This is a genomic window from Bradyrhizobium sp. 138, assembly GCF_023074075.1.
Lineage (GTDB): Bacteria > Pseudomonadota > Alphaproteobacteria > Rhizobiales > Xanthobacteraceae > Bradyrhizobium.
In genome coordinates this window covers 1-23,995 of the sequence record NZ_JADPKT010000016.1, presented here as the reverse complement: position 1 = coordinate 23,995, position 23,995 = coordinate 1, and the positions used below count along the sequence as shown (strand labels likewise).

20 protein-coding genes and 1 tRNA gene are annotated in these 23,995 nt (G+C 63.4%); 9 read left to right on the top strand and 12 right to left on the bottom strand.

Annotation, left to right across the window (positions count from 1 at the left end; translation table 11 throughout):
* Nucleotides 1-90 precede the first annotated feature (90 nt).
* Complete coding sequence (locus IVA79_RS08945; protein ID WP_247551985.1) at nt 91-2,277, top strand: phospholipase D-like domain-containing protein; 2,187 nt, start codon at nt 91-93, stop codon at nt 2,275-2,277.
* Between the two features lie 205 nt (nt 2,278-2,482).
* Here the strand turns inward: IVA79_RS08945 and IVA79_RS08940 are convergent, their stop codons facing one another.
* The gene (locus tag IVA79_RS08940) at nt 2,483-3,751 is read right to left on the bottom strand and encodes a multidrug effflux MFS transporter (RefSeq protein ID WP_247551983.1); all 1,269 of its coding nucleotides are present in this window, start codon (nt 3,749-3,751) and stop codon (nt 2,483-2,485) included.
* Between the two features lie 265 nt (nt 3,752-4,016).
* On the opposite strand from IVA79_RS08940, the gene IVA79_RS08935 reads away from it, so the two are divergent.
* Nucleotides 4,017-5,345 (top strand): hypothetical protein, encoded by a 1,329-nt coding sequence (locus IVA79_RS08935; protein ID WP_247551981.1) that lies wholly within the window; start codon nt 4,017-4,019, stop codon nt 5,343-5,345.
* Nucleotides 5,346-5,347: 2 nt separating this feature from the next.
* Here IVA79_RS08935 and IVA79_RS08930 read toward each other — a convergent pair whose 3' ends face one another.
* The 6 genes from IVA79_RS08930 to IVA79_RS08905 all read right to left on the bottom strand — a co-directional run bounded on the left by IVA79_RS08930 (nt 5,348) and on the right by IVA79_RS08905 (nt 11,844).
* Nucleotides 5,348-6,853 carry a hypothetical protein gene (locus IVA79_RS08930; RefSeq protein ID WP_247551979.1) on the bottom strand — a complete coding sequence of 502 codons (1,506 nt, stop codon included), beginning with the start codon at nt 6,851-6,853 and terminating at the stop codon, nt 5,348-5,350.
* Between the two features lie 189 nt (nt 6,854-7,042).
* Complete coding sequence (locus IVA79_RS08925) at nt 7,043-7,846, bottom strand: class I SAM-dependent methyltransferase (protein WP_247551977.1); 804 nt, start codon at nt 7,844-7,846, stop codon at nt 7,043-7,045.
* Nucleotides 7,847-7,870: 24 nt separating this feature from the next.
* The gene (asnB, locus tag IVA79_RS08920; RefSeq protein WP_247551975.1) at nt 7,871-9,772 is read right to left on the bottom strand and encodes an asparagine synthase (glutamine-hydrolyzing); all 1,902 of its coding nucleotides are present in this window, start codon (nt 9,770-9,772) and stop codon (nt 7,871-7,873) included.
* Nucleotides 9,773-9,794: 22 nt separating this feature from the next.
* Nucleotides 9,795-10,661, bottom strand: a complete 867-nt coding sequence (locus IVA79_RS08915; protein ID WP_247551973.1) for a glycosyltransferase family 2 protein — start codon at nt 10,659-10,661, stop codon at nt 9,795-9,797.
* Nucleotides 10,658-11,401: a class I SAM-dependent methyltransferase gene (locus tag IVA79_RS08910; protein WP_247551970.1), complete on the bottom strand. Its 744-nt coding sequence runs from the start codon at nt 11,399-11,401 to the stop codon at nt 10,658-10,660. The genes IVA79_RS08915 and IVA79_RS08910 overlap by 4 nt, the downstream gene beginning before the upstream one ends.
* A 354-nt stretch (nt 11,402-11,755) precedes the next feature.
* Nucleotides 11,756-11,844 (bottom strand) — tRNA-Leu (locus IVA79_RS08905).
* Between the two features lie 174 nt (nt 11,845-12,018).
* Between IVA79_RS08905 and IVA79_RS08900 the strand changes: the two genes are divergently transcribed.
* Complete coding sequence (locus tag IVA79_RS08900; protein ID WP_247551968.1) at nt 12,019-12,441, top strand: twin-arginine translocation pathway signal; 423 nt, start codon at nt 12,019-12,021, stop codon at nt 12,439-12,441.
* A 12-nt stretch (nt 12,442-12,453) separates the two neighbouring features.
* Here the strand turns inward: IVA79_RS08900 and IVA79_RS08895 are convergent, their stop codons facing one another.
* Nucleotides 12,454-13,656 (bottom strand): FAD-dependent monooxygenase, encoded by a 1,203-nt coding sequence (locus IVA79_RS08895; RefSeq protein ID WP_247551966.1) that lies wholly within the window; start codon nt 13,654-13,656, stop codon nt 12,454-12,456.
* 19 nt (nt 13,657-13,675) lie between these two features.
* Nucleotides 13,676-13,921 carry a zinc-finger domain-containing protein gene (locus IVA79_RS08890; RefSeq protein ID WP_008562814.1) on the bottom strand — a complete coding sequence of 82 codons (246 nt, stop codon included), beginning with the start codon at nt 13,919-13,921 and terminating at the stop codon, nt 13,676-13,678.
* Nucleotides 13,922-14,225: 304 nt separating this feature from the next.
* Here IVA79_RS08890 and IVA79_RS08885 point away from each other — a divergent pair, with 304 nt between their 5' ends.
* From IVA79_RS08885 to IVA79_RS08870, 4 genes are all read left to right on the top strand, one after another.
* On the top strand, nt 14,226-15,362 hold the full coding sequence (locus IVA79_RS08885) for a hypothetical protein (RefSeq protein WP_247551964.1): 1,137 nt from the start codon (nt 14,226-14,228) through the stop codon (nt 15,360-15,362).
* Between the two features lie 113 nt (nt 15,363-15,475).
* Complete coding sequence (locus IVA79_RS08880; protein ID WP_247551962.1) at nt 15,476-16,231, top strand: alpha/beta hydrolase; 756 nt, start codon at nt 15,476-15,478, stop codon at nt 16,229-16,231.
* Nucleotides 16,232-16,540: 309 nt separating this feature from the next.
* A complete protein-coding gene (locus tag IVA79_RS08875; RefSeq protein ID WP_247551960.1) occupies nt 16,541-19,951 on the top strand; it encodes an adenylate/guanylate cyclase domain-containing protein in 3,411 nt (1,136 codons plus the stop codon).
* A gap of 221 nt (nt 19,952-20,172) precedes the next feature.
* Nucleotides 20,173-20,391 (top strand): hypothetical protein, encoded by a 219-nt coding sequence (locus tag IVA79_RS08870; protein WP_247551957.1) that lies wholly within the window; start codon nt 20,173-20,175, stop codon nt 20,389-20,391.
* 158 nt (nt 20,392-20,549) lie between these two features.
* Here the strand turns inward: IVA79_RS08870 and IVA79_RS08865 are convergent, their stop codons facing one another.
* The 3 genes from IVA79_RS08865 to IVA79_RS08855 form a co-directional block, all read right to left on the bottom strand.
* Nucleotides 20,550-20,936: a nuclear transport factor 2 family protein gene (locus IVA79_RS08865; protein WP_247551955.1), complete on the bottom strand. Its 387-nt coding sequence runs from the start codon at nt 20,934-20,936 to the stop codon at nt 20,550-20,552.
* 299 nt (nt 20,937-21,235) lie between these two features.
* Nucleotides 21,236-21,658 (bottom strand): hypothetical protein, encoded by a 423-nt coding sequence (locus IVA79_RS08860; protein WP_247551953.1) that lies wholly within the window; start codon nt 21,656-21,658, stop codon nt 21,236-21,238.
* A 12-nt stretch (nt 21,659-21,670) separates the two neighbouring features.
* Nucleotides 21,671-21,892 (bottom strand): hypothetical protein, encoded by a 222-nt coding sequence (locus IVA79_RS08855; RefSeq protein WP_247551951.1) that lies wholly within the window; start codon nt 21,890-21,892, stop codon nt 21,671-21,673.
* A 327-nt stretch (nt 21,893-22,219) separates the two neighbouring features.
* On the opposite strand from IVA79_RS08855, the gene IVA79_RS08850 reads away from it, so the two are divergent.
* Nucleotides 22,220-22,597, top strand: a complete 378-nt coding sequence (locus IVA79_RS08850) for a PRC-barrel domain-containing protein (RefSeq protein ID WP_247551949.1) — start codon at nt 22,220-22,222, stop codon at nt 22,595-22,597.
* A gap of 1,205 nt (nt 22,598-23,802) precedes the next feature.
* Nucleotides 23,803-23,995 (top strand): hypothetical protein (locus IVA79_RS08845; RefSeq protein WP_247551947.1); only part of this gene is annotated, 193 nt, incomplete at its 3' end.

Genomic DNA, 23,995 nt, shown 5'->3' with positions numbered 1-23,995 from the left:
AACGTTTTCAACGTTTGATTGAAGAAGCTGGCCTGCCGTCGTAGTGTGCGAACGTTATTGCTTCGTTGTTTCATTCATTGGGAGGTTGCGATGAATTTGATTACGCGCGCCGGCGCCTGGTGCAACGGTGAAGTCGGATACATTGCGTGGGATGTCGACGAGAAGATCAAGGATTGCGTCGGTTTCATGGTGACGCGCGTGCACGAGACCGGCAAGGATGCCGGACAACGCCGCATCCTGCCGACCTGGATCGCCTTCACAGATCAGAACAATCCCAACTGGAACGAGCAGGACTCCTCGGTCTGGCCGATCCAGCGTTTCGAGTGGCGCGATCTGACGCTGCGCAAGTCGCGCGATACCACGGCCGTGCGGCCGATCGATTTCAGGGTTCACTATGAGGTCGTGCCGGTTGGATTGACGGCTGGTCCGGACCGCAAATTGGTCCCGCCATCCCCCACCGCGCCGGCCACCGACGCGAACGGGCTACCGAGCTATGAGGGCCCCCATCATCAACTCTACACGATCGGCGAACCGACCAGGACCAATTCGATCGACGTGACGCACACCTACGGTCAGGGGATCTCCGCGACCTTCACCAATGGAATCCTGTCGACACAGAATCTGGTGCGGCAACTGAGCTCCGTCGGCAAGGCGCCGTCGAAGAAGATCATGGCCGAGGCGACCTCGGAGAACGCGAAGACGCGCGTACAGGGGACGAAGAAGAAGGAAGATCATCTGCTCGCGGTGCTGAGACGGGAGATCGTCAATCCAAAATCGCAAATCCGTGCCTTTCTGACCGGCGACGTGTTCGCGTTCGTGACGAGGCTGCTGGACCGCGCCCGCAAGGAAGGCGGGGAGGTCTATCTCGCCCTCTACGAACTGTACGACAAGCCGCTGATCGACCTTCTGGTCGGCGGCGTGAAGAGCGGTCACGTCCACATCATTCTCACGACGGCCGGAAACGAGAACCCCAACCCCAAGGGCACCCCGAAGGAGAAGCGCAAGCCCGTCGTGTGGGATACCGGGAACGACGAGGCCAGGGCTCGGCTGCACGCGGCGGCGGGCAAGAAATACAAGGGGCGCGTCGTCGATCGCATGTTCAACTCGTCGGCGCGAATCGGCCACAACAAGTTCGCGATCTATGTGCATGGCGGCAAGCCGCTCGCGGTGATGACCGGCAGCACGAACTGGACGGAGACCGGGCTCTGCACCCAGTCCAACAACACCATCATCATCGAGGACGACGGCATCGCTGCCGACTATTTCGCCAACTGGACTCGCATGAACAACGAAAAGCTTGCGCCGCGCGAGCCGCTCAAGGTCAAGAAGGGAACCAAGACAATCGTTGGCGCCAAGCCCAACAGCAACAAGCAGAGCCCCAGTCTCAGGACGGAAAATCAGGCGGCCCCGAAGCGGCGACAGCTCGATGGTGGCGGTGTCGGCAAGGTCTGGTTCTCACCGAACACCAAGCAATCAACGGTGCCCAAGAATAGTCCCGTTCGGCCGATTGATCTGCAGGAGGTCTATCAGCGCATGGACGCCGCCAGAAAGGCGATCATGTTTCTGACGTTCCTGCCCAGCCGGGGTGGGATCAACAGCGTCGTCGGCGAGGCCGCGCAGCTCGCCGAGAAGGCGGGCGCGCTCGCCGACAAGGGACTATTCGTCATGGGCGCGATCAGCGATCCCTCCGCGATGCCGGGATATACGGCGCCGGTGAAGGACGCGCCCAAACCGAAGGGGATCAAGCTGCCGCCACCGGCGATCTGGTGGCCGAAAGGCGACCAGAGCCGGATCGCGATGATCCGCGCTTCCGCCGTCCGCATTCCCTTCGGCAATCTTCGCCCCGAGTTGCTCACGGCCGGCCACGCCATCATCCATGACAAGATCATCGTCATCGATCCCCTGGACGAAGAGCGCTGTACCGTGATCACAGGTAGCCACAATCTCGGCTACAAGGCGTCATACTGCAACGACGAGAATCTCCTGATCATCGAGCGCAACCGCGAGCTCGCGATCTCCTACGCCGTGCATGTCATCGATCTCTACGACCACTATGTGATGCGGGCGCGGCTTGAGGAGAAGATTCGCCGGGACATCATCGCCGGCAAGCTCACATCCTATGAGGAGGCGGCGGCGCAAGCCAAGCCGCGCGGCTTGTTGACGGTGGGATCGGATTGGCAGAACCGGCATTTTGAGGAACGGCCGGTATCGAGCCTCGACTACTTCCTCGATGGTGCAAGCGCGGCGGCGCCGGCGAGGAAAGCGACGGCGGCCTAGAGCATGATCCGGAAAAGTGTGTAGCGGTTTTCCGAGAAGATCATGCTCAAACAATAACCTAAGCGCTATGACGGTTCATCCTGACCTCATAGCGCTTTAGACGTCTCACGCGCCGGGGGGCGAGGCGGACATCAGCCGGCGCCAATTTCGGGCGAGGGAATCTTTTCCGCGGGGCCATAGGTCTTCGGCCCTGCGCAGATATCTCTCAGGCGCCCCGGTCTTGACCGGTGGCGCTGCGATGATGCGGCTTGAACAGCCGTCCCTTCTCCACCACCAGCACGATCGCGAGCGCAGCGAGCGTCGACAGGAAGAAGCCGACCGAGAATGGCAGCAGCGTGCCGTCGAAGCTCTGTCCGATCGCCATGCCGACCACGATTCCGATCAGTGTCGTGATCGACCCATAGAGCGAGGAGGCGGTGCCGGCGATGTGGCCCTGCGGCTCCATGGCGAGCGCGGTGAAGTTCGCGACCATCATGCCGAACGAGAACATCATCAAGGCGGAGAGCACCATGAACAAGGCAAGCGGCAGCACACCGAGGCTTTCCGTCAGCAGCATCACGGCGGCCACGATCGTGTAGAGCGCCAGCGCTCCGTGCGAGATCACGCGCATGCCGAGCCGCCCGACCAGCCTCGCATTGAGGAAACCGGCGATGGCCGTGCCGGCCGCAATCGCGGCGAACGCCAGCGGGAAGTAATGGCCGAGGTGATAGATGCCGGTGAAGACCTGCTGGGCGCAGAAGACATAGGCGAACAGCGCGCCGATGACGCTGCCGGCGGCCGTGGCATAGCCGATGGTCTGGCGATTGGTCACGGTCTGCCGGAACGCCGAGAGCACGTCGGCGGGCGCGAGCGACCGGCGCCCGGACGGAGGCAGGGTCTCAGGCAGCCGCAGCACGCACCATGCGAGCGCGAGCAGGCCGTACAGCATCAGCACGACGAAGATGCCGCGCCAAGCCGTCACCAGCAGCACCGCCTGTCCGAACGAGGGGGCGATCACGGGCACGGCGATGAACACCATCATGGCGAGCGACATCACGCTCGCCATGCGGCGGCCGACATAGCAGTCGCGCACGATCGAGGTCGCGATCACGCGCGTCGCCGAGGTGCCGAGCCCCTGCAGCGCGCGCGCCAGCAGCAGCGTCTCGAAGGAGGGCGCAGCCACCGCCAGCACGCTTGCCACCGCATAGACCGCCATGCCACCGAGCAGCACCGGCCGGCGGCCGAAGCGGTCCGACAGCGGGCCCATGACGAACTGGCCGGCGCCGAAGCCGATCAGGAAGGTCGACAACACCAACTGGAGGTGGTTGGCGACGGGAATCTTGAAGGCCGACCCGATATTGGGCAGCGCGGGCAGCATCATGTCCATCGCAAGCGGGTTCAGCGCCATGATGGACGCGATCACGATGACGAATTCTGGAAAACCCATGGGACGGTGTCCCGAGGACACCCAATCGTCGGCATTAATGTCGGACAAGAAGCTCACCTTTGAAATTCACCGGCTTTATCCATCGTCCATGCTGCGTCGCACAACCCATGTTTCGGGATGGCTGGCAGGCGGCGCAGGGGCGGACAAGAATTGGTGAGGAACCCGGCCCGCCGGGCGGCCTGAACGCAGCGCTTGCGATGGGCCGGAAACCGGTGATTCACCATTGCTGCCTAAAGGTGGGCGCCGGACGAGGCTGTGTTTCTGGGTCCTGCTGTCGGATTTCGTGCGGAGCCGAGATGGAGGGCGCGCAACCATGACTGACGTCGCCGCGTCCGCAGAAGCCGGACAACGAGGAACCCTTGCCACTGACGCGCGGGCGAGCAACTGGATGACCCGCTTCATCCTGGCCCTGGCGCTGCTTGTTGCCGCGCTTGTCGTGATCGATATGGGCATGGACGCGACGTTCGGCTGGGATGCTCGGGTGAATTGCGCAGCCGTCGATGCGCATAGCGCGGGGCTCGACCCCTATTTCGTCAAGAACCTGAAGGACACCAAGCTCTCCTATCCCTATCTTCCGGTGACCCTCGATGCCTTCCGGCCGGTCTGCGCCGGCGGCTTCCTCGTCGCGCATTACAAGCCGATCTATCTCGTTCTCGCGTTGGTCTGTGCGCTGCTGCTGCCCGGTCTCGGCAAGTCGCGGCCGGGCTTGAGGGATGTCGCGCTGCGGGGCCTGTTCGCGCTCGGTGGTTTCCTCGGCTTTGAATGGATCATCGCGACCGGAAATTTTGCGATCCTGAGTGGCCTGTTGACGGCCGCATCGTTGGCCTTGTTGCTGCGTCCTGCGCAGTCCGCGCCGGGGGGCGGTGGGAGTCTCGCACCGCAACTCGCCGGTGCGGCCCTGCTCGGCCTTGTCACCTCGTTCAAGCTGGTATTCTTCCCGGTCCTTGCCGCGCTCTATTTCCTGCCGCAGCCCAGAGGTCGCAAGCTTCTGCTGATCGCCGTCGCAGCCGGCATGTTCGTGCTGCCGATCCTGGCTTCGCTGGTGATCTATCCGGACCTGTTCAGAAGTTGGCTGAGCGCGATCTTCGGCCAGATCCCCGGACAGCATTCGCCGGGGAGCGAGGTCAATCCGTCGCTGCTCTTCCTCGCCCAGACGGTTGCGGACCGCATCGGGCTCGCCGGCAGCAAGCCGGTCGTTGCCGCGCTCTATGGTCTGATCGCGATCGCATTCGTGCTCGCGCCGCTCGCGATCTCGGTGCGGCGCATGGTCGGTGCAATGCGCCCGGCTCGCAAGGCTTCGCGTCTTCAGATGCTCGATGACTTTTTGGTCGACCATCCCGACGCCGCAATGCGCATCACCGTGCTCGCGATGTACGCGCTCTATCTCTGCGCGCCCAGACTGAAGGAGTACGCCTTCTTCGAGGTGGCGCTGTATGCTGCCGTTCTCGTCGTCGATCTGCCTGCTGCGCTGATGGCGGCCGTGCTGACGGTCGCGATCGCCATCCCGACCCTGGCGTCGGTCTCGGGCGTGCTCATGGACGGGTTCAGCCAGCTCGCGATCGCGCTGATCTGTTTCTGGCTCCTGCTGCCGCGTGGATCTTCAAGCGGCCCGGCACCTTGGCGCGGGGCCCGGCAGACCTGATCCTACCGGCGAGCGGCCTCTTGCCGGGTGTAGAGGCTGACATATGCGCCGGTATATTCCTCTTTCCAGCCTCTTTCGCTGACCAGGAAGTGCCGCAGCGGATCATGTGCTCTGACCCAGAGCACCGCGTCGATCTCATATTTGCCGATCACCTTGTCCCAACTGGCCTCGTCGATGTCCCACCGAACCAGCTTGAGATAGTCGCGCAGCAACTCGTCCGGGTAGGCGGTCGCCGCCCGGCCGTCGACGAAGACGGGCACTGATCCCTGCGTCCTGAAGATCAGGAGCCCGCCGATGTTCCAATGATTCAGCAGGTGCGCGTGCGAGCTGTGCGCCTTGAGATAGCGCGCATCCTGCTCCGAGAGCATGTCGGGCAATGCCAGAGCCGGTCTCACCTGCATGAACGCGAAGGGCAGTAACAGGATGCCGACGATTCCTGCCGCCAGCATCGCACGCCGGACCTCGAAGCTCGACAGGCGCTTCGGCAGCAGCCGGTCGATGTGAAGCGCCATCGGGACGCTCGAGAAAATGAAGAAGAACGCGGCGTATCTGAACTGATAGAGACCCAGGAACAGGAACAGCCACGCAAGCACGCGCGCCTCGAGCGGAACGCGCGTGGAGCTTCGGTATCGTAGCTCCAGTGCAACGAACGTCAGCGCATAGGCGATGCCTGGAAGGCTGCCCGGCAGCTCGATGTTGCGAAAATAGGACCGCCATTCGCCGATGTCGGCCTGGACGAAATGACCCAGCGTCGCCCTGACGCCGTCATAGACGTGCCATCCCAGCGGATTGACGAAGATCGCGATGAAGCACCCCACGCCCGCGAGGCAGTAATTCCGAAAGTTCGTCCAGTCTCGCCGCAGCAAAGCGAGGCCACAGAAGACGCCAAGGATCGGAAAGGCGAGCATGAAGCCGCCATGCAAATTGACCCAGACGATCATCATCGGGGGCAACAGGAACCATCCCCGCCGCCGCAGGCATTCTCCGTAGAAAACGACCGCGAACAGCATCGTCGCGATGTTCGGCGATGCCGCCAGATACATGTTGGGCGAGGCCTCGTAGCAGGGGTAGAGCAGGCACGCGGCGAAGACGGCGATGCAAACAGCCAGGGGCGATGCGCTGCTGCTCAGGCCGCAGAAGGCGAGATATCCTGCGATGACCGCGCCACACGCGACGACCATGAGGACGATCCCGGCAAAGCCGGCGTGCTGATAAAGCGCGCTGGCCATCACGTCCCAGAGCCAGGACAGATTGTACCATTGCTTGTCGCCGAGGGTGAATGCCCACGGATCCTGGAACGGGACTTCGCCGCGCTGCCTGATCAGGTCTCCGGCGGCGAGGTGCCAGCCGAGATCATAATGGCCGAGCAGAAGCGGTCCGTTGGAGAGGTAAAACACGCAGAGGAAGGCGATCAGGACGACGTAGACCTCGACCCCGTGCAGGTGACGTCCGGGCGCTGCCTGTGCTCCGCCGATCCCGGACCGGGACCAATTCTCGCGCGCGTCCATTGAGCTCTCACCATCGAAGCCAGCCGCTCCAGGCCCCGCATGTTCCCGGGTCTGCATCGACGGGGCAGACATCGGTCGATTTAGGGGAAGACGCTCTAAAGCGGCGTAAAGGCCGATTGCGCAGCGCGGGTTCCGCAAGCGGAAGGTCGTCTTGGTAAACGAACCGTTGCCTCGCGGCTGGCCAGATCGTCACGCCGGCCGGGTGCCGCGCACCGTCCAGCTATAGCCGTGGCGATGATGGATCTTCACATCTTCGAATCCGCCGGCTGGAAGCAACGCCTCGGCCTCTTCGCGCCTGTAGTACTTGGCGTAGGCGGGATTGAGCTGATCGTAGATGGTCAGACGCCGGACGCTGCGCGGAAACTTGGCCAGCACCGAACGCATGTAGGAGCGCATCGGGAGCGGCAATATCCGGCACAGCCCGATATAGGTCGTCAGCACCCATTCCAGAACGTAAGACAGCGCCACGAGCAGACGGTGCGGCAACAGGACCGTAAGCCTGCGCAGCGGAACCACGAGTGAAAGATAGGTCTCGTTGCCCTCATAGCCGTAGAGCCAGACAATGCATCGCCCGCCGGGACGCAATGCCTCGAACGCCGCGCGAACCACCGGGATCGGCGCCGGGATATGATGCAAGACGCCCATCGAAATCACATAGTCGAGCCCGAGGTCGGGCGGCAATTGGTCGCCGGGAATCTGTAGATAGTCGATCCGGTCCTTGCGCGCGGCCGTGTTGTCCTTCAGGACCTGCATGGCGGCCGATGGTTCGACCGCAACGACGCGACCGGCTCCGGCATCCAGCAGCATGTTGACGATGCGCCCCGAGCCGCTGCCGATCTCGGCGATCGTCTTGCCTTTGAGTTCTTCAATCGCAACGAGCGGACCAAGAAGGTCGGCGAGCAACTCGGCGGATCCATAATAGCCGGGATTGTCGCGGAACGCGCTCCATTGCTCCCCGAAATCTCTGATCGTGTCTTCCTTCAGGTCCCGCATGGCTGCGCTCCCGGCGTCGTCCGCTCAGCGCGGCGCGGGGCAGGCGAGCCCCAGCAACCAGATTCCGAGAGTCAGAATCGGCCACAACGCGAATGCGTTGTCGCTTCTGCGCTCGAGATGATCCTTCCAGAGCCGTCGGATCGCATCGGGCTTCAGGAACGGCGCGAACACGTCGGCTTCCTGCTTGAGCACGCGGTCGCAGATGGGCCGCAACCCGCTCCGCATCAGTTGCGCGATGGGTACGTTGAAGCCGCGCTTGCGTGACCAGGCCGCCTCGTGCGGCATGCCGAGGCGCTCGGCAAGCTTGCGCAGCACGTATTTCGGCGCCCCTTTCGGCCAGGGATTGAGCAGCGAGCTGTCGATGGTGCCTGCAAGGTCCATCACCCGTCGGTCCAGAATGGGAACGCGTACCTCCAGCGAATGCGCCATGCTCATCGCGTCGACCTTCGACAGGACGCTTTGCAGATGGAAACGCTGGTCGGCGATCAGGGCCCGGTCGAGCACGTTTGCGTGCGGCTCGGCGTAATATTCGGCGTATTCGGCGAACGGATCGGTCGAGACCAGACCGGTCATCTCGCCATCATAGATCTTCTCGGCCAGAAAGCGGGGAACGAGGCGTCGCCATTGCAGGTGAGGGCTGTTGCCGGCTTCACCCAACCCGAGCGCAAAGCGGGCGAGTTGGGCTGCCGCCGGAAGCCGCTTCTCGTTGCCGCGCACGGACGCATAGGCGATGCGGCCGGCGAGGCCAGCGACGGGGCGCGGAACGACGTGGCGCACGCGCTCCGCCATCATGGTCGCGGCGTAAGTTTCATATCCGCCGAAGAATTCGTCGCCGCCATCGCCGGACAAGACGACCGTGCAATGTTGCCGGACGGCGCCTGCCAAATGATAGAAGCCAAGCGCGCCGGTGTCGGCGCACTGTCCGTCGAAATGGTAGGCGACGGCGCGGAGCGCAGTCTCGGCTCCTTCGCCTGCTTCCCCGTCGATGACGTGAAGCGGCAGACCCGCGGTCGCGGCGATCTGGCGCGCAACCGCGGTTTCATCATGGCTCTTCTCGGTGAAGCCGGCCGTGAACAAGGGTGGCTTCAATCCGAGCCGGCCGAGCGTGAGGCTGATCAGCGAACTGTCGATGCCGCCGCTCTGCAGCACGGCGAGCGGCACGTCGCTCACCATCTGGCTTTTCACCACGGTCTCGATCGTCGATTGCAGCCGGACGACGGCTTCATCGAGATCGCTGATCTTAGGCGCGCGCACCGGCCGCCAGAAGCGTCGCTCGGTCCGCTCGCGATCGGTGAATCCGATCATCGTGCCGGGCGGGACCTGCTTGATGTTCTGGTACAGGCTCTGTTGCGTCCCCGCATGGCCTGCGGCGAGGTAGCTATGCAGCGATACGGGATCGATCCGCGCGGCGACGTCGCCGCTCGCCGTAACTCCCTTGATTTCGCTCGCGAACAGGACGCGGCTGCCGCTTTCGGAATAATAGAGCGGCTTGATCCCGATGCCGTCGCGCGCCAGGATCAGGCGGCCCTCCTTCCGATCCCACAGGCCGATCGCGTAAAAGCCTTCCAGGCGTTTGAACATCGCCTCGCCCCAGGCGAGGTAGGCGTAGGGGAGGATTTCGGTGTCGCAGGTGCTGCGAAACCGGACGCCGAACGATCGCTCGAGCTCGCTGCGCAATTCGCCGTCGTTGTAGATCTCGCCGTTGTAGGTGACGACGATGCGCTCCGACGCATCGAGCATCGGCTGGCGCCCGGCATCGGACAGATCGCGGATGGCGAGCCGGCGGTGGGCGAGGCCGACCGGCCCGTCCAGCCAGGTGCTCTCGCCGTCCGGCCCACGGTGAACCAGCGCTGCCGACATCGCCGCAACCGCGCGGCCGTCGGCGGGGCGGCCGTCACGATGAAAGATGCCCGCTATGCCGCACATCGCGTTCCCTTGCCGAGGGAGGTCATGTTCGCCGATTCATGATCTGCTTCAGCAGCACCGCGAGCAGTCCCATGGCGACGACGAGAATGCTGAGCAGGATCGCGCCGACGCCGAGGACGAAGGCGCTGACGAGCTGCAGGATGATCCCGCCGATCAGTGAGACCAGCGCGAGAACCATGCACATCATCGCCAGCAGCACGAAGATCTTCAGCGGGTTGTAGTAGGTGCAGGCTTCCAGCACGTATTGCAGCGTCCGGATGGAGTCGCGGAACAGATTCACTTTGGAGCGGCCGATCCGCTCCTTGTAGTCGATGTCGATGTAGTCGACGAACTTCGCGTTCATCATGTAAGCGAGCGTCAGCGACGTCGTGAAGCTGAAGAGGTCGCTGACATGCTCGAAATAGGAGATTGCGACCTGCCTGCCGAACACGCGCAGGCCGGAATTGATATCGGGGATATCGCGGTTGGCGGTGAATTCGACGATCGCCTTCAGGACGGCGCGCAGCGGCGACTTCAGCCGCGACTCGCGGTAGTTGGGGCCGGTCCTGGCACCGACGACCATGTCGAAACCCTGGTTGAAGCGAGCGACCAGCGCCGGAATCGCCTCCATCGGATAAGAACCATCGGCATCGCTGATCACGATCGTATCGTATGTCGCGGCGCGAATCCCGTCCTTCAGCGAGCGGCCATAGCCGATATTGTGGGGATGCCTGAGCACCTTCGCACCCGCCCGTTCGGCGAGCTCGCCGGTCCCGTCGACCGAGCCGTCGTCGACGATGACGATTTCATAGGGAGTGAGTTGCGCACCGTCGAGAGCCGCCTTGGCTCGTTCAATGGTTTCAACAATGCCGTTGCACTCGTTGAGTGCGGGAATGACGACTGAAATCATAAGCGACGTGCAATGCAGGTGACGGATTGCCCGAAGAAGCTTCGCGAGAGCGGATCGAGCGCCCGCGACAGCGGCACGGCATATTTGTCGAACAGGGCGATCTGCCCGTTGACGGCGGCGTCGTTCAGCGACTGGTGACGCTTCAGGCGATTGGCAAGCCAACCGAGCCCGCCGATCGGATTGAAGTAACTCAGCCGGACGAGTTCGACCGGTTGATCGGCGAGCAGGTCGGCGAGGCGCGCCGTGGTGTAGCGGCGGCAGTGCCCCGCCAGGCGATCGAGATCGTTATAGAGCAGCATCAGGGCCGGAACGCTGATCAGGAGGTGTCCTCCGGGCTTGAGCACCTGCACCAAATTGGCGATTGCGGTGGCGTCATCCTCGATGTGCTCGAGAACGTTGATGGTGAAAACCGCATCGACGCCGTCAGGAAATAGGGACCTCAACTGATCGCGGATTAGAATGTCGCAGACCGCGAACTTGCGGTCGGGCATCGCCATGGTGGCACGTTCGACGCTGTCGCGGTCGTGATCCACGCCGCAATAATCCCCGAGCTCTCCGAGTATTCTGCTGTAGAGCCCATGGCCAAACCCGACCTCGACGATGCTGCCCTTCAGGTATGGACGGAACTGGTCGACGACCCAGTTCATGTAATTCTGCGCGTCGGCGATCGCGCTCGAATACGTATCAGCCCCGACTTTCAGGCCTTCCGTGCTGGGCTGGGGAAAGGAGGTTTGAGCCATGGAGCCTGCGCCTTGTTCCGGCCCGGGTTAGCAGTGAGCGCCGCATTTCTCAAGGACATGTGAAGCACAATCGCCTTAAAGTTGACGGCTCTCGCTTTGGTCTTCGATTGCGCCAAATTCCATCTGGGCGCTGGTTCCTTTCGTGACTCAGCGTCGTGCCATTCAAGACGTCGAAACTGTCTGACAGGAACACGATGGACTCCAACGGAGCATTCGACTCCGCACAACTAGGCTATCGGATTGATCGCGCCGTTGCCGGACGCGCGTTCGATGATCGCTGGCTGAAGCTGGTGGCTTGACCAATGGCGGCGCGCCTCATGGCTGCGAGCCTGTTTTTCGGGGCGTCAAATCTGGTGGTGCGGGCAGCCGGGGTCGAACCGGCACAGCGCTTGCGCACCGAGGGATTTTAAGTCCCTTGCGTCTACCAATTCCGCCATGCCCGCTTGATCCAACGAGATCAAACACTTAAGTCCATCTCCGGCCGTCTGGAATTGGCGCTCTGCGGGCTCGGAGGGACGGTTCTTCCTTAAGCGAGCCGGGCGCACAAGGCAAAGCCTCAATCCGGACATCTGTTGTTGCTTTAGGCATTCTCAATCCACGGGGGCTATTCATCCGGCATGGCTGCTTCGTTTTCCTCTTCGCCGCGCGGCTTTGGCGCGCTCCTGGCGCTGCTTGCCGCCGGCGCCGCGCTGTCCGGCTGCGCCAGCATGAGCGAGACGGTCGCGCCGGCCTTTGCCGATCCCGCCAAGTACGAATTGTACGACTGCAAGCAGCTGGAGGGTGAGCGCAAGGCGCTCGCCAAGCGCACCGACGATTTGCGGGGGCTGATGGAGAAGGCCGAGACCGGGACGGGCGGCGCGGTGGTGTCCGAGCTCGCCTATCGCAACGACTATGTCGCGGTGCGCGGGCAGGCCCAATTGGCCGAGGACGCCTGGCGCCGCAACAAGTGCCGGGAGACGCCGCCTGAGCCGACGCCCCCTGCGGCACCGCCGGCGGCCGCCGCCAAACCCGCAGCGAAATCCGGGAAAGCGGCCCGCTGAGGCCGGCGTCGATCAGGGCCGCCAGCCATAAATCCAGTCCTGCCGCGCCAGCATGCGGTCCGGGCCGAGCGTGCGGATCGCAAGATCGCGTGCGGCGGCAAGCGGCCCGCCGAGATGATAGATGCGGCCCTGCTGCCGGGCGGTCCGCTGCACCCGCCGCACCCGCCCCTGGCGCGCACGGCCATATTGCTTCAGCGCCGCGCTGATGCCCGCGGTGCTCTCGGCGGCTTCAAGGCTCAAATGCCGGGCGAGCACCGCGGCATCCTCGATGGCCATGCCGGCGCCTTGGGCCGCAAAAGGCAGCATCGCGTGCACGGAATCGCCGAGCAGCGCCACCGGACCCTTGCTCCAGGGGCAGCCGTCGGGCACGCCGAACAGCGCCCATTTCCGCCAGCTGTCGACCGTGGCGAGCATCATGCGCGCCGACGGCGGCCAGCGTGGACCGGCGAAGGCGTCCATCACCTCGCGCGGGTCGCCGGGCGTGCTCCAACCCGGCCTGTTCCAGGTGCCCGGCAGCACCGCGACCACATTGATCTGGCGTCCGCCGGCGATCGGATAGGCGACGAGATGGGCGTTCGGCCCCATCCACAGCTGCACCCGGCGCGCGGTGTAGTCCTTCGGCAGTTGCGTGGCATCGAGCGTGCCGCGCCAGGCGATCAATCCGGAGAAGCGTGGCTGCACCTCGGGAAACAGATGCTGGCGCATCGTCGACCAGATGCCGTCGGCGCCGATCAGCGCGCTGGCGAGATCGCTGCGGCGGATCGTGCCGCTGCGATGGACGACGGTCAGTCCCTTGGCATGCGGCGCGACGTCTTCGAAGGTCGCGCCCAGTTTCAGGTCGATATCGGGATGATCGGCAACGGCGCCGGCCAGCGCCGATTGCAGGTCGGCGCGGTGCACCACCCAATAGGGCGCGCCGGCCCGCAGCGAAGCGGCTTCACCGAGCGGCATGCGCAGCAGCTCGCCGCCAGCCCGCGCGCTCATGATCGAGACCGCCTCCGGCGTCACGGCGCGCAGCTTGAGCCGCTCGGTGAGGCCAAGCTCGACCAGCACACGGCTGGCATTGGGGGAGAGCTGCAGGCCGGCGCCGACTTCCTCGAGCCGCTCGGCCTTTTCCAGCACGACGATGCGGAAGCCGCGCGCTGCGAGCGCAAGCGCGGCCGTCAGTCCACCGATGCCGGCACCGGCGATGACAATCGTTCGGGAGAGCGCCACCCCTGACCGATGGAAGCGGTCAGGCCACCTTGTCCTTCAGGACGCATTCCGGCGGGCGGGCTTCGCCCGGCTTCAGGTCTGCCGCGAAGCGGTACAGCGTCGAGCAATAGGGGCAGATGATCTCGTTGTCGTTGCCGAGGTCGAGGAAGACGTGCGGATGGTCGAACGGAGGGTTGGCGCCCACGCACATGAACTCTTGCGAGCCGATCTCGATGACGGGGACACCGGCATCGTTGTGGAAGTGCGGGACGACGTGGTCGGACATCTAACTCATCCTGGAGTGGCAATGGCGGCAGACACAATCATGAACTGACGCGGCATCTTTATGGCGCCGCGGACCATACTGGCGGGTGCAGGTGATTGCTAGTCCAGCGGAACCGAAAGCTCCGCAATTGCCCCATGCTCATTTGCTCATGCAAATTCGACACAATCTTGAGGCCTGAGAGAAGCCCTTCTTTCGTCGGGGACGTTGTGTCGCAATTTTGGCATACTATCTCTGTGGACGAGCGCAATTGCGACCAAAGACGACTCAATCGTCAACGATTTCAGGACCGTCCCGGGTTTTCCACATGAAGTGGCTGCGAATCAGCACAGCGTTGACCGGTATCGCGGCGTGCGGCTTCCTGCTCGCGCAGGTAGCACCACACGCCCGCGAGGCCGGCGCGATCCTCGCCGCCCAGGATGATCCGGCCGTACTCTCCGGGCTGAAGCTCGATGCGCTGCTGCGGCAGAACGAGCGCCTGGTTCAGGACAACATCGAGGCCGCGCTCGCCGCAGGCGATGCCGATCTCGCCGACAGTTTCGTCGCACTCGCGCGCGACCGCAACATCGCGTTGCCGGACGATCTCCTGAGCCGCGTGAACGATGCGGTCAAGGAACAGAACTCCACCTCGCATTTCGCAAAGCGCTTTGCCACCGGCCTCGTCACCGGCAATGCCGACGATGTCGCGAGCCTGTCCGGGACGGTGGCCGGGGATCTCTTCGTGATCGGCGACATCAGGGACGTGGTGCGCGAGGGCAAGCATCTCGCCATGGGCGAGGACACCGATCGCCTGGTGCTCGGCCTCGCCACCGCCGGCCTTGCGGTGACCGCGGCAACCTATGTCTCCGTCGGTGGCGCTGCGCCCGTGCGCGCCGGACTGACCCTGGTCAAGGACGCCCGCAAGGTGGGGCGGCTCAGCGAGGGCCTTGCGGCATGGGCCGGACGCTCCGCGCGCGAGGTGGTCGATACGCCGATGCTCCAGAACGCCGTGGCCAAGGGCTCCGTGTTCCGCCCGGGCGAGACCGTCAGCGCGATCAAGGCCGCGTTCCGCGCCGAGAAGGCCGGTGCGCTGGTCCGGTTCGGCAAGGACGTCACGCGCGTCGCCGAGAAGACCGGTACGCGCGGGGCGATGGATACGTTGCGCATCGCTGAAGGCCCGAAGGACGTCGCGCGCGCGGCGCGGCTTGCGGAAGCGCAAGGCGGCAAGATGCGCGCGATCATGAAGCTGCTCGGCCGCGGCGCGCTGCTGCTGATCGGCGGCGCGTTCGATCTGGCGCTCTGGCTGCTCAGTGCGGCGCTGACGCTGTTCGGTCTTCTCTCCTCGATCAAGGCCACCACGGAGCGCCTCACCCAGGCCTGGTGCGATCGCAGGCGGTCGCGTCGGCTCCGTCGGGCGCAGATCGCAGCCGAAGCCGCTCTGGCGAACGCCGCCGCCACGGCCTGAAGCGCGCGCTTCAGGTTATTGTTTGAGCATGATGTTGCCGAAAAACCGCTGCACAGTTTTGCGGATCGTGCTCTAACACCAACCATCCCCCTCAAGACCTCACGGAACTGATGATGCCGAGCTTTCACAACGGCGCCGTTGAAATTGCCTATCTCGATGAAGGGGAGGGCGATCCGATCATCCTGGTGCACGGCTTTGCCTCGAGCAAGAACGTGAACTGGGTCTATCCGACCTGGGTTTCGGAGCTGCGCAAGAACGGCCGCCGCGTGATCGCGCTCGACAATCGTGGCCACGGCGAAAGCGCGAAGCTTTACGAGCCGGCGCAATATTCGATACCGACCATGGCCGGCGACGTGCTCGCGCTGATGGATCACCTCGCCATCCCGCAGGCCGACATCATGGGCTATTCGATGGGCGGACGGATGGCGGCCTGGCTGTCCCTCAACGAGCCGCAGCGCCTGCGCTCGGCGATCCTCGGCGGCATCGGCATCGGCGGCTTGATCGAGGGCACCGGACCCGGCGAGAATGTCGCCAAGGCGCTGGAAGCGCCTTCGCTGGACGACGTCACCGATCCCGTCGGCCGCACGTTTCGCGCCTTTGCCGATCAGACCCGCTCCGACCGCCGCGCGCTCGCCGCCTGCCTGCGCGGCACGCGCGAGTTGATGACGAGGCAGCAAGCTGCACGCATCGAGGTGCCGGTGCTGATCGCGGTCGGCACCGCCGACGACGTCGCGGGATCCGCCAGCGCGCTCGGCGCTATCATCCCCGGCTCGGAAGTGCTCGACATTCCAAACCGTGATCACATGCGCGCGGTCGGCGACAAGGTGTACAAGACCGGCGTGCTGGATTTCCTCTCGCGCCGCGGCTGAGGCGATGTTGTCTGAGGCGATGAGGTTGTTGCCGAATTGGCCCGAATGTCACCCCATAAGCGCAAGGTTCGCACCTCAGCCCCCCCGGCAGCACGTCCTTGGCCAAGTCGGCCATGTCCATGGATGCTGCACTGTTCACGTCTTCGACGGTTATCGGACATCAGCTCGGGGCGGGCAGGAACGTCGGCAAAGGGCCCAGAAGCTGACCCTCCTCACAGTCAACTCGTGACGTTTCACCGCGCCCACCGCACGCCATTTTGAGATAGACTGAAGTACCTTCTGAGGACGGCCGAGCCGGGAGATGAGCCCATGGACGTCGCGGCCTGGCTGCGTGGTTTGGGGCTGGGACAGTACGAGCAGGCGTTCCGCGAGAACGACGTCGACGCCGGGGTCCTGACCGAGCTCACGGCCGAGGATTTAATCGGGCTCGGCGTCGCCTCGATCGGCCATCGCCGCAAGCTGCTCGCCGCCATTGCTGCCCTGCGTGCCGGTTCAATTTCGGCCACCACTCCTGCCACGTCCGCACCCGCCGCTATCTCCGAAAAGGCTTGGCTTGCACCCGAGGCTGAGCGCCGCCAGCTCACGGTGATGTTTGTCGACCTGGTCGACTCGACCGCCCTCGCGGCGCGCCTCGATCCGGAGGAAATGGCCGAAGTCCTGCGGATCTATCAGAGCGTAGTGACCGGCGCGATCGCGCGGTTCGAAGGGTACGTGGCAAAGTACATGGGGGATGGTGTGCTGGCCTATTTCGGTTATCCACGCGCCCATGAGGATGAGGCCGAACGCGCTGTACGGGCCGGCCTCGCTGCAGTCGCGGCGGTGCACAGCCTGGAATCGGCGCATGGCGAGACACTGGCGGCCCGGGTCGGTATCGCGACCGGCCCGGTGGTTGTCGGCGAATTGATCGGCGAAGGCGCGGCGCGGGAGGAGACGGTGGTCGGCGACACGCCGAACCTCGCGGCGCGGCTGCAAGCCTTGGCCGCCCCGGGCACGGTGGTGATCTCCGCTCGCACCCGGGAGCTCGTTGGCGGGCTGTTCGAACTCGCCGAGCTTGGCATGCAGATCTTGAAGGGATTTCCCGTACCGGTACGCCCGTGGCGGGTGGTCGGGGAGGGCGCCGCCGAGAGCCGGTTCGAGGCGTTGCACGGGGCAGGTCTGACGCCGCTTGTCGGCCGCGAAAATGAGATCGGCCTGCTGCTCAATCACTGGGAGCGAGCCAAGGAGAGTGAAGGCCAGGTGGTGCTGCTGGCGGGCGAACCCGGCATCGGCAAGTCGCGCCTCGTGCGGGCGCTGCGCGGGCGGCTTGAGAATGAGCCGCATACGCCCCTGAGCCACTACTGCTCACCGCACCATCAGACCAGCCCGCTTTATCCTGTGATCGGCCTGCTGGAGCGGGCGGCGGGCTTCACCGCGGACGATCCCGCCCCAACGAGGCTCGACAAGCTCGAGGCGCTGCTTGCGCTATCGACCGATGATGTCACCGAGGTGGCACCGCTGCTGGCGGCATTGCTGTCGCTCGAGACGGGTGCGCGCTACCCGCCGCTCGACATGAGCCCACATCGGCAGAAGGAGCGGACGCTTGAGGAACTTGTCAATCAAGTGCTGGGCCTCGCAAGGCGGCGGCCTGTCCTCGCCCTCTACGAGGACGTGCACTGGGCAGATCCGACCTTGCTCGAGCTGCTCGATCTCCTGGTCGACCGGGTGCAAGGCGCCTCCGTTCTCGTCCTCATCACCTTCCGGCCCGAGTTCGAGCCGCCCTGGATGCGCTATGCCCATGTCACCGCGCTGACCCTCAGCCGGTTGAGCCGCCGGCAGGGTGCCGCCATGGTCGCGCGGGTGAGCGGCGGCAAGGCGCTGCCTCCTGCGGTGCTCGACCAGATCGTCGCCAAGACGGATGGCGTGCCCCTGTTCGTCGAGGAGCTGACGCGAACCGTGCTGGAGACCAATCTGCTCCGTGATGAGGGCGACCACTATGCGCTCGCAGGACCGCTGCCGCCGATGGCGATCCCAACCACGCTCCAGGAGTCGCTGTTGGCCCGGCTCGACCGGCTTGCCCCGGCCCGTGAAGTGGCCCAGGTCGCGGCCGCGATTGGCCGGGAGTTCTCGCACGAGCTGCTCGCGATGACGGCGGCGCTACCGGAGGATGACCTTCAGCCGGCGTTGGACGACCTCGTCGACTCGGGCCTGGTGTTCCGGCGCGGGACGCCGCCTCAGGCGACCTACAGCTTCAAGCACGCACTTGTGCAGGACACCGCTTATGCGACCCTGGTGCGTCCGAAGCGGCAGCGCTTGCACGCCCGGATTGCCGCCGCGATCGAGCAGCATTTTCCGGAGACAGTGCAGGCACAACCGGAGCTTCTGGCCCATCATTTCACAGAGGCCGGGCTGGCCGAACCGGCGATCGATTATTGGCTGAGGGCGGGGCAAGCAGAGATCGCGCACTCGGCAACTGCAGAGGCAGTCACGCAACTAACCAAGGGGCTCGAGCTGATCCCTACTCTCCCCGACGACGCCGCGCGATGGCGTCGCGAACTCGAACTGCAGGTTGCCCTCGGTGTCGCCCTGATGGCTTCGAAGGGCTGGGCCGCGCCGGAGGTCGGGCGGGCCAACGCACGTGCCCGAAGCTTGTGCGAGCGCCTCGGCGACACGTCGCGGCTCTTCCCTGTGCTCTATGGGGAGTGGGTTTTTCATGTCGTGAGGGCGGAGCTCGAGGCCGGTCGAACGGCAGGCGAGGATTTACTCCATCGCGCGCAGGAACAGAACGATGCTGCCGCGGAAACCGTTGGTAACCGCATCGTCGGAACCGCTGAATTGCTTCGCGGCGACTTAGTGGCCGCGCGAACTCATCTGGAGCGGACGCTCGCTCTTTACGATCCGGCGACCCATCGGTCGCTTGCCTTCCTGTTCGCGCAGGATCCAAAGGTGGCAGGCCTATCCGTTCTATCCTGGGCACTGTTCGCCCTCGGCCATCCCGAGCAGGCCCGGGCGAGAAGCGAAGAGGCTTCGACAGATGCGAAGGAGTTGTCTCACCGCAACACCCTTGGCTATGCCCTGCTCTACGGCTGCATTCTGTCGCAGCTCCGCCAAGACCCACACGAGGCTGGAGATCGGGCGAATGCGCTGATCGCGCTTGCAGCAGAGCAGGACTCCCCGCACTTCCTCGGGGCCGGCGTAATCATTCGCGGTTGGACGCTGGGCGAAGCTGGCGATTATAGGGCTAGTATTGCGCAGATCCGAGACGGACTTGCGATGTGGCAGGCCACAGGGGCGGGCTTCCTGGTGCCCTATTTTCGAAGTCTGCTTAGTGAGGTCCACGGTCGGTCCGGCGCAGTGAACGAGGGCTTGGATCTTTTTGACGAAACGCTGAACCGGGTGGAGGCAACCGGCGAGCGATGGTTCGAGGCCGAACTCCATCGGGTGAGGGGCGAGCTGATGCTGCGGCTGCCGAAGGCCGACCCGGCCGCTGCGGAAGCACAGTTTCGGCAAGCGGCGTCAGTTGCGCGACAACAGAGCGCCAAGCTGTGGGAGTTGCGTGCAGCGACATGCCTTGCACGCTTGTGGAACGAACAAGGTCGGTACGACGAGGCTCACGACCTGCTCATCCCGCTCTACAGCCAATTCACTGAGGGTTTTGGGACGGCGGATCTTCAGGCTGCCAGAGCAACACTTCGCGAGATCACTGCCAGCTCCGAGCCGAAGACCCGAGATACCGCTATTTAATGAGGTGCACGAGCATGGCTGGCACTTAGCCCGTCGCTTGGACGGATCTGTCCGGTTTTCAGCAGCCGCCCACGTCTGAACGGCGGCTCAGGGTCAAAGGTCAATCAGCCTTCATGCGGCGTTCGGTCTCCCGGAGAATCCTTGGGGCAGTCCGATCGCGTACCGCCCGATTTTCATGTATATTACCTAGTTCTGTAGCAAGATGGTCAGGATAGCCGATCATGACTGACGATCAGGTCAATCTCGCCGTTCAGCACCTTTGCGAGCAATTGCACTTGGCGCTCCGATTGAAGGACAGCGAGGCACATCCACCGAACGCCAAGGAAATTGAATTTGATCCTGCCTCGGTAAGAACTGTATTGCTGACCGGGTTACGTTCCGCGGGTGTGACGATCCACCACGAGGGAACCGGGGCGAGCGAAGAATCGCCGTGGTCCTAAAACGCAAAACGGGACAGAAGCCCGGCGCCAATGTCTCAGTTGGGTCAAAGGCTGCCCCCGGCAGCTCGCATCACCGTGGTCGGCTCACCTACGGAAAGCAGACAACACTGCGCTCTGAGCTAAGGTCAGCCACGGGCCACATTCTGACATGTGCGTCGTTAGGCTGACGAAGGTTCTTCAACAATCTTCCAATACGAGTCCTTGCGGATCACCTCGCCCGCGCGAAAAGTGTAAAAGTCACATCCTCGGACCTCGATCTTTTTTCCTTCGCCTGTAGTGCCCGTTAGCGTCCATTTTGAAATGCCCGTGTTTGCCATGGTATCCACAAAATGCTCGGCGTCGCCGTAGTGAACATCCGGTAAGCCTTCAAAGCGCGTCGCGAGCCCATTTCGTACCTTGCGTTTGCCCTCGAAGCGAGAGCCCCAAGGCTTGCTTCCTCTCGGCATCTCCAAGACACAATCGTCGGCAAAGAACTCCATGATGGAATCCAAGTCGTGCGCGTTGAACGATTCACACAGCGCCGTCAATTTCGATCGAATGTCCATCCTTCCCTCCATCGAGTTCTCGAAAGGGATACAATAACACAAGGGCACACAGGTGAGTTGAAGGGCCGATTAAACGTCTGGTCGATGTCGCCTTCGGGTCAATCGCGTCGGGTTCGGCGCGGTAAAAGTGGCGTCCGATTTGCCTCTCACGACCGGCCTTTAGGCCCCGGGTGGCGCGCGTCTTAATGCGAGGAGACAGGGGCGCTCCAGCGTTCCACGGCCCGAGATTTCCGGGATCGGAGCAGGCGGGATTGCCCCGGACTCAGCTGCCTTATCCAAGCCCGATCACGTCCGCGGCTCTAACCCAGAAGGCGATTTCGCCGGAACATAAAACCAGTCGGAACGAACTTTCTGGAGACCTCAAGCGTTCGACTTTCGCAGCTTTCCAGCGCAATCTTCTGGGAGAGCATGACATCTCCGATTGGCAGCTCGCCCTGCGGCAGAAAACACAGCCCGATCGTCGGAGCTCCTCTTTCGTCGACCTCGCAGACGTTCGCCGCTGTGCCCGCGTAGATCCTGTACTGCTTGCCGGTGTCGCCGCCGATCACCTCGAAATAGCCTTTTGTCAAGAACTGCGCCGATTGCACCGGCGATAGCCACTCCCGCAAGAGCCGGAGCGAGCGGCCCTCCGGCGTTCTCTCGGCGCCGAGTCGGATGAAGATAGTCCGGATCGCTCTCTTGCGCGAGCGTTCACTCCGGCGAGATAGGCTGAAGCCCAACATGGCTCGGGCCGATCACCCGCCGACCAATCTTGGGAAGAAGACGGTTTCCTCAGCGGTCGGATCGAAAGACCGGATCTGTGAGACCTGACCCGGGCTCGTCCGGACTGCCGCCGTGAAACCGCCTTCGGTCAGCGCGGAGAACCGCCGCTCCGCTTTCGCTAACTCTCGTGCGTCGTCAGGATTGAAAGGGTGACGGCTATCGCCGGTACGGTCCATCACGATCTGGATTGCCATGATCTTCCTCCTAGGAATGCTGACGGCCAGGGACCTGACTAAGTATCCGACTGATGCCGTGGTGGTTCAAGAGAAGAAGTTGCCGTCGCGAACGACGCGGCAAACCGCACTCGACACGTCGAGTTTCCGCATTTGTCGGCCTGTCGCTGCTCAGCGACCCGCCTCTTGTCGCCAGATGCCGCGCCTGCTCGGAGCGACCAGGGCTGGGTTGTTACACTCGATGTCTGCGACGGTGATGATCGAGCTGCGGCATGTTCGCCAAAGGCAGGAACACGCTCGTAGCGGCCGAGTTAAGCCGACAAAGCTACCTGTGAAGGAGACAAAGTCATGGCCCGCGCAACAGCCCATCCAGATCATCACTGCATCTCAAGCGAGGACATCCAGGGAACCGAAGTTTATGGAGCAGACGGTACGAATATCGGCGAGATTGATCACCTCATCATCGACAAGGTGTCAGGCCGCGTGGCCTATGCCGTCATGAGCTTCGGTGGATTTGTTGGCTTGGGTCACAGCCACTACCCCATTCCCTGGGGCGCTCTGAAATATGATACATCGCTTGACGGTTTTCGAACCAACATCACTGAGCAACAGCTGAAAGACGCGCCTGAGTTCAGCGACGACTCTTGGCAAGATCGAGACTGGGAAACGCAGACTCACCGGTATTATGGGACGCCCACCTATTGGGAAGGGCGAGGTGGCCTATAACGCCGAGCGGCGCACTAAAAACCCTCCGTGATGAGTGCCTGCTGAACTGATCGGCTGGCCTCCACTGGATACTGTCGGATTTGATCCTGCCGACTGACGCTAGTAGTGCACCGAAAGGACGCCAGCCGCCATCGCAAGCACTTTGGTGGACAGCCGCCTTCGGGCGGCCTTTTTCTATTGGTATCCGCACAAACGACCTCGGTTTGGGGTCCGAGGTCGCCAACCTTGGGGAAGGTTTGCTCCGGACGGGGGGCTTTTGACTTGGGGACGGGTCGGGAGCTTGGATTCGACCCTGAATGGGGAAAGTCGTTCCGCTTGCCGACTAAAGAAAACGGTCCCGGCGTTTGTTCGCCGGGGCCGCTGCATTTTCGGATGCCAGGGAGGTTGCAGCTCCTCGGGTCACTCCGAGGGGCGCGCCGGCTCGCACTGGCGGCCCCGCTGTTATCCCTCGGAAGCGCTTGCGCAGGAACGTTTGGCCCGGCTCGGCGTCGAATGGCGACAAACCCGCGGTTCGCACATGGACAGAGCGGTTGCTTATGCGATTTCGACGATCATCGTCCTCTTCGGCGTCTGGATCATTGCTGCCGGCCTGTCGTCCAGCTCACCTGTCCTATGGATCGTCGTTGGGCTCGTCCCTATCGTCATCGGGCTTTTAAGCGCCTTAGGTCCCACGTGATGGGTTTGTCCCCCTTACTGAAGCGAACGGCACTAATGCCCGTCGAGTCGGAGAGGCAGCCGTGGACCTGACCGAAATCGAACGCGCGTATCTGCAGCAGTTAATTTCCGAACGTGGATCAGCATCCGGCTGTTCGATCACGAGCTCGTCGCACACCTGGTAGTCTGGCCGGGTTGAGGCAATCTCCCCAACGGCGCCGTTGAAATTGCCTATCTCGATGAAGGGGAGGGCGATCTGATCATCCTGGTGCACGGCTTTGCCGTCGGAGCAACTGATGGAACCGGAGTTCCAGCTCGCTTTTTTTCCGATCGGGGTCGTCGCAGCAACGTGGCTATAGAGACGGCTAATATACGTGAGTATAGTCGTCACAAGGCAAATTTAATCGATTATTGGCCGCTGCGAGGCCAGGTTAGACCCTTCCTGCATCGTTGGTGATCGCGGGCTTTATTGCCACACCGGGCGAGAGACAGGCCGTAATCTGGCAGAAGAATGCCTCGATTGGTCCATCGCGCGCGTGCAAGAGGTAATCATGCAACATCCGATTCAGGCGGCGTCGGTCGCGCTCGGTTTGAATGAGCGCAAGCGCCCCGAGGAGGCACTGCGCGAGAGCGAGGAGCGCTTTCGCACGCTGGTGCAATTCTCCTTTGATGTGTACTGGGAAACGGACGCGCAGCATCGCTTCATCCGCCAGGAGTTCGCTCAGACACTTCCCGAGCCGCCGG

What these genes read in the sequence shown, in the direction of transcription:
- IVA79_RS08885 (WP_247551964.1), top strand. Translation starts at nt 14,226, where the DNA reads ATGAAGTGGCTGCGAATCAGCACAGCGTTGACCGGTATCGCGGCGTGC.
- asnB (WP_247551975.1), bottom strand. Translation starts at nt 9,772, where the DNA reads ATGTGCGGCATAGCGGGCATCTTTCATCGTGACGGCCGCCCCGCCGAC.
- IVA79_RS08935 (WP_247551981.1), top strand. Translation starts at nt 4,017, where the DNA reads ATGACTGACGTCGCCGCGTCCGCAGAAGCCGGACAACGAGGAACCCTT.
- IVA79_RS08910 (WP_247551970.1), bottom strand. Translation starts at nt 11,401, where the DNA reads ATGGCTCAAACCTCCTTTCCCCAGCCCAGCACGGAAGGCCTGAAAGTC.
- IVA79_RS08880 (WP_247551962.1), top strand. Translation starts at nt 15,476, where the DNA reads ATGCCGAGCTTTCACAACGGCGCCGTTGAAATTGCCTATCTCGATGAA.
- IVA79_RS08875 (WP_247551960.1), top strand. Translation starts at nt 16,541, where the DNA reads ATGGACGTCGCGGCCTGGCTGCGTGGTTTGGGGCTGGGACAGTACGAG.
- IVA79_RS08850 (WP_247551949.1), top strand. Translation starts at nt 22,220, where the DNA reads ATGGCCCGCGCAACAGCCCATCCAGATCATCACTGCATCTCAAGCGAG.
- IVA79_RS08855 (WP_247551951.1), bottom strand. Translation starts at nt 21,892, where the DNA reads ATGGCAATCCAGATCGTGATGGACCGTACCGGCGATAGCCGTCACCCT.
- IVA79_RS08865 (WP_247551955.1), bottom strand. Translation starts at nt 20,936, where the DNA reads ATGGACATTCGATCGAAATTGACGGCGCTGTGTGAATCGTTCAACGCG.
- IVA79_RS08925 (WP_247551977.1), bottom strand. Translation starts at nt 7,846, where the DNA reads ATGCGGGACCTGAAGGAAGACACGATCAGAGATTTCGGGGAGCAATGG.
- IVA79_RS08860 (WP_247551953.1), bottom strand. Translation starts at nt 21,658, where the DNA reads ATGTTGGGCTTCAGCCTATCTCGCCGGAGTGAACGCTCGCGCAAGAGA.
- IVA79_RS08900 (WP_247551968.1), top strand. Translation starts at nt 12,019, where the DNA reads ATGGCTGCTTCGTTTTCCTCTTCGCCGCGCGGCTTTGGCGCGCTCCTG.
- IVA79_RS08890 (WP_008562814.1), bottom strand. Translation starts at nt 13,921, where the DNA reads ATGTCCGACCACGTCGTCCCGCACTTCCACAACGATGCCGGTGTCCCC.
- IVA79_RS08930 (WP_247551979.1), bottom strand. Translation starts at nt 6,853, where the DNA reads ATGGACGCGCGCGAGAATTGGTCCCGGTCCGGGATCGGCGGAGCACAG.
- IVA79_RS08870 (WP_247551957.1), top strand. Translation starts at nt 20,173, where the DNA reads ATGACTGACGATCAGGTCAATCTCGCCGTTCAGCACCTTTGCGAGCAA.
- IVA79_RS08915 (WP_247551973.1), bottom strand. Translation starts at nt 10,661, where the DNA reads ATGATTTCAGTCGTCATTCCCGCACTCAACGAGTGCAACGGCATTGTT.
- IVA79_RS08945 (WP_247551985.1), top strand. Translation starts at nt 91, where the DNA reads ATGAATTTGATTACGCGCGCCGGCGCCTGGTGCAACGGTGAAGTCGGA.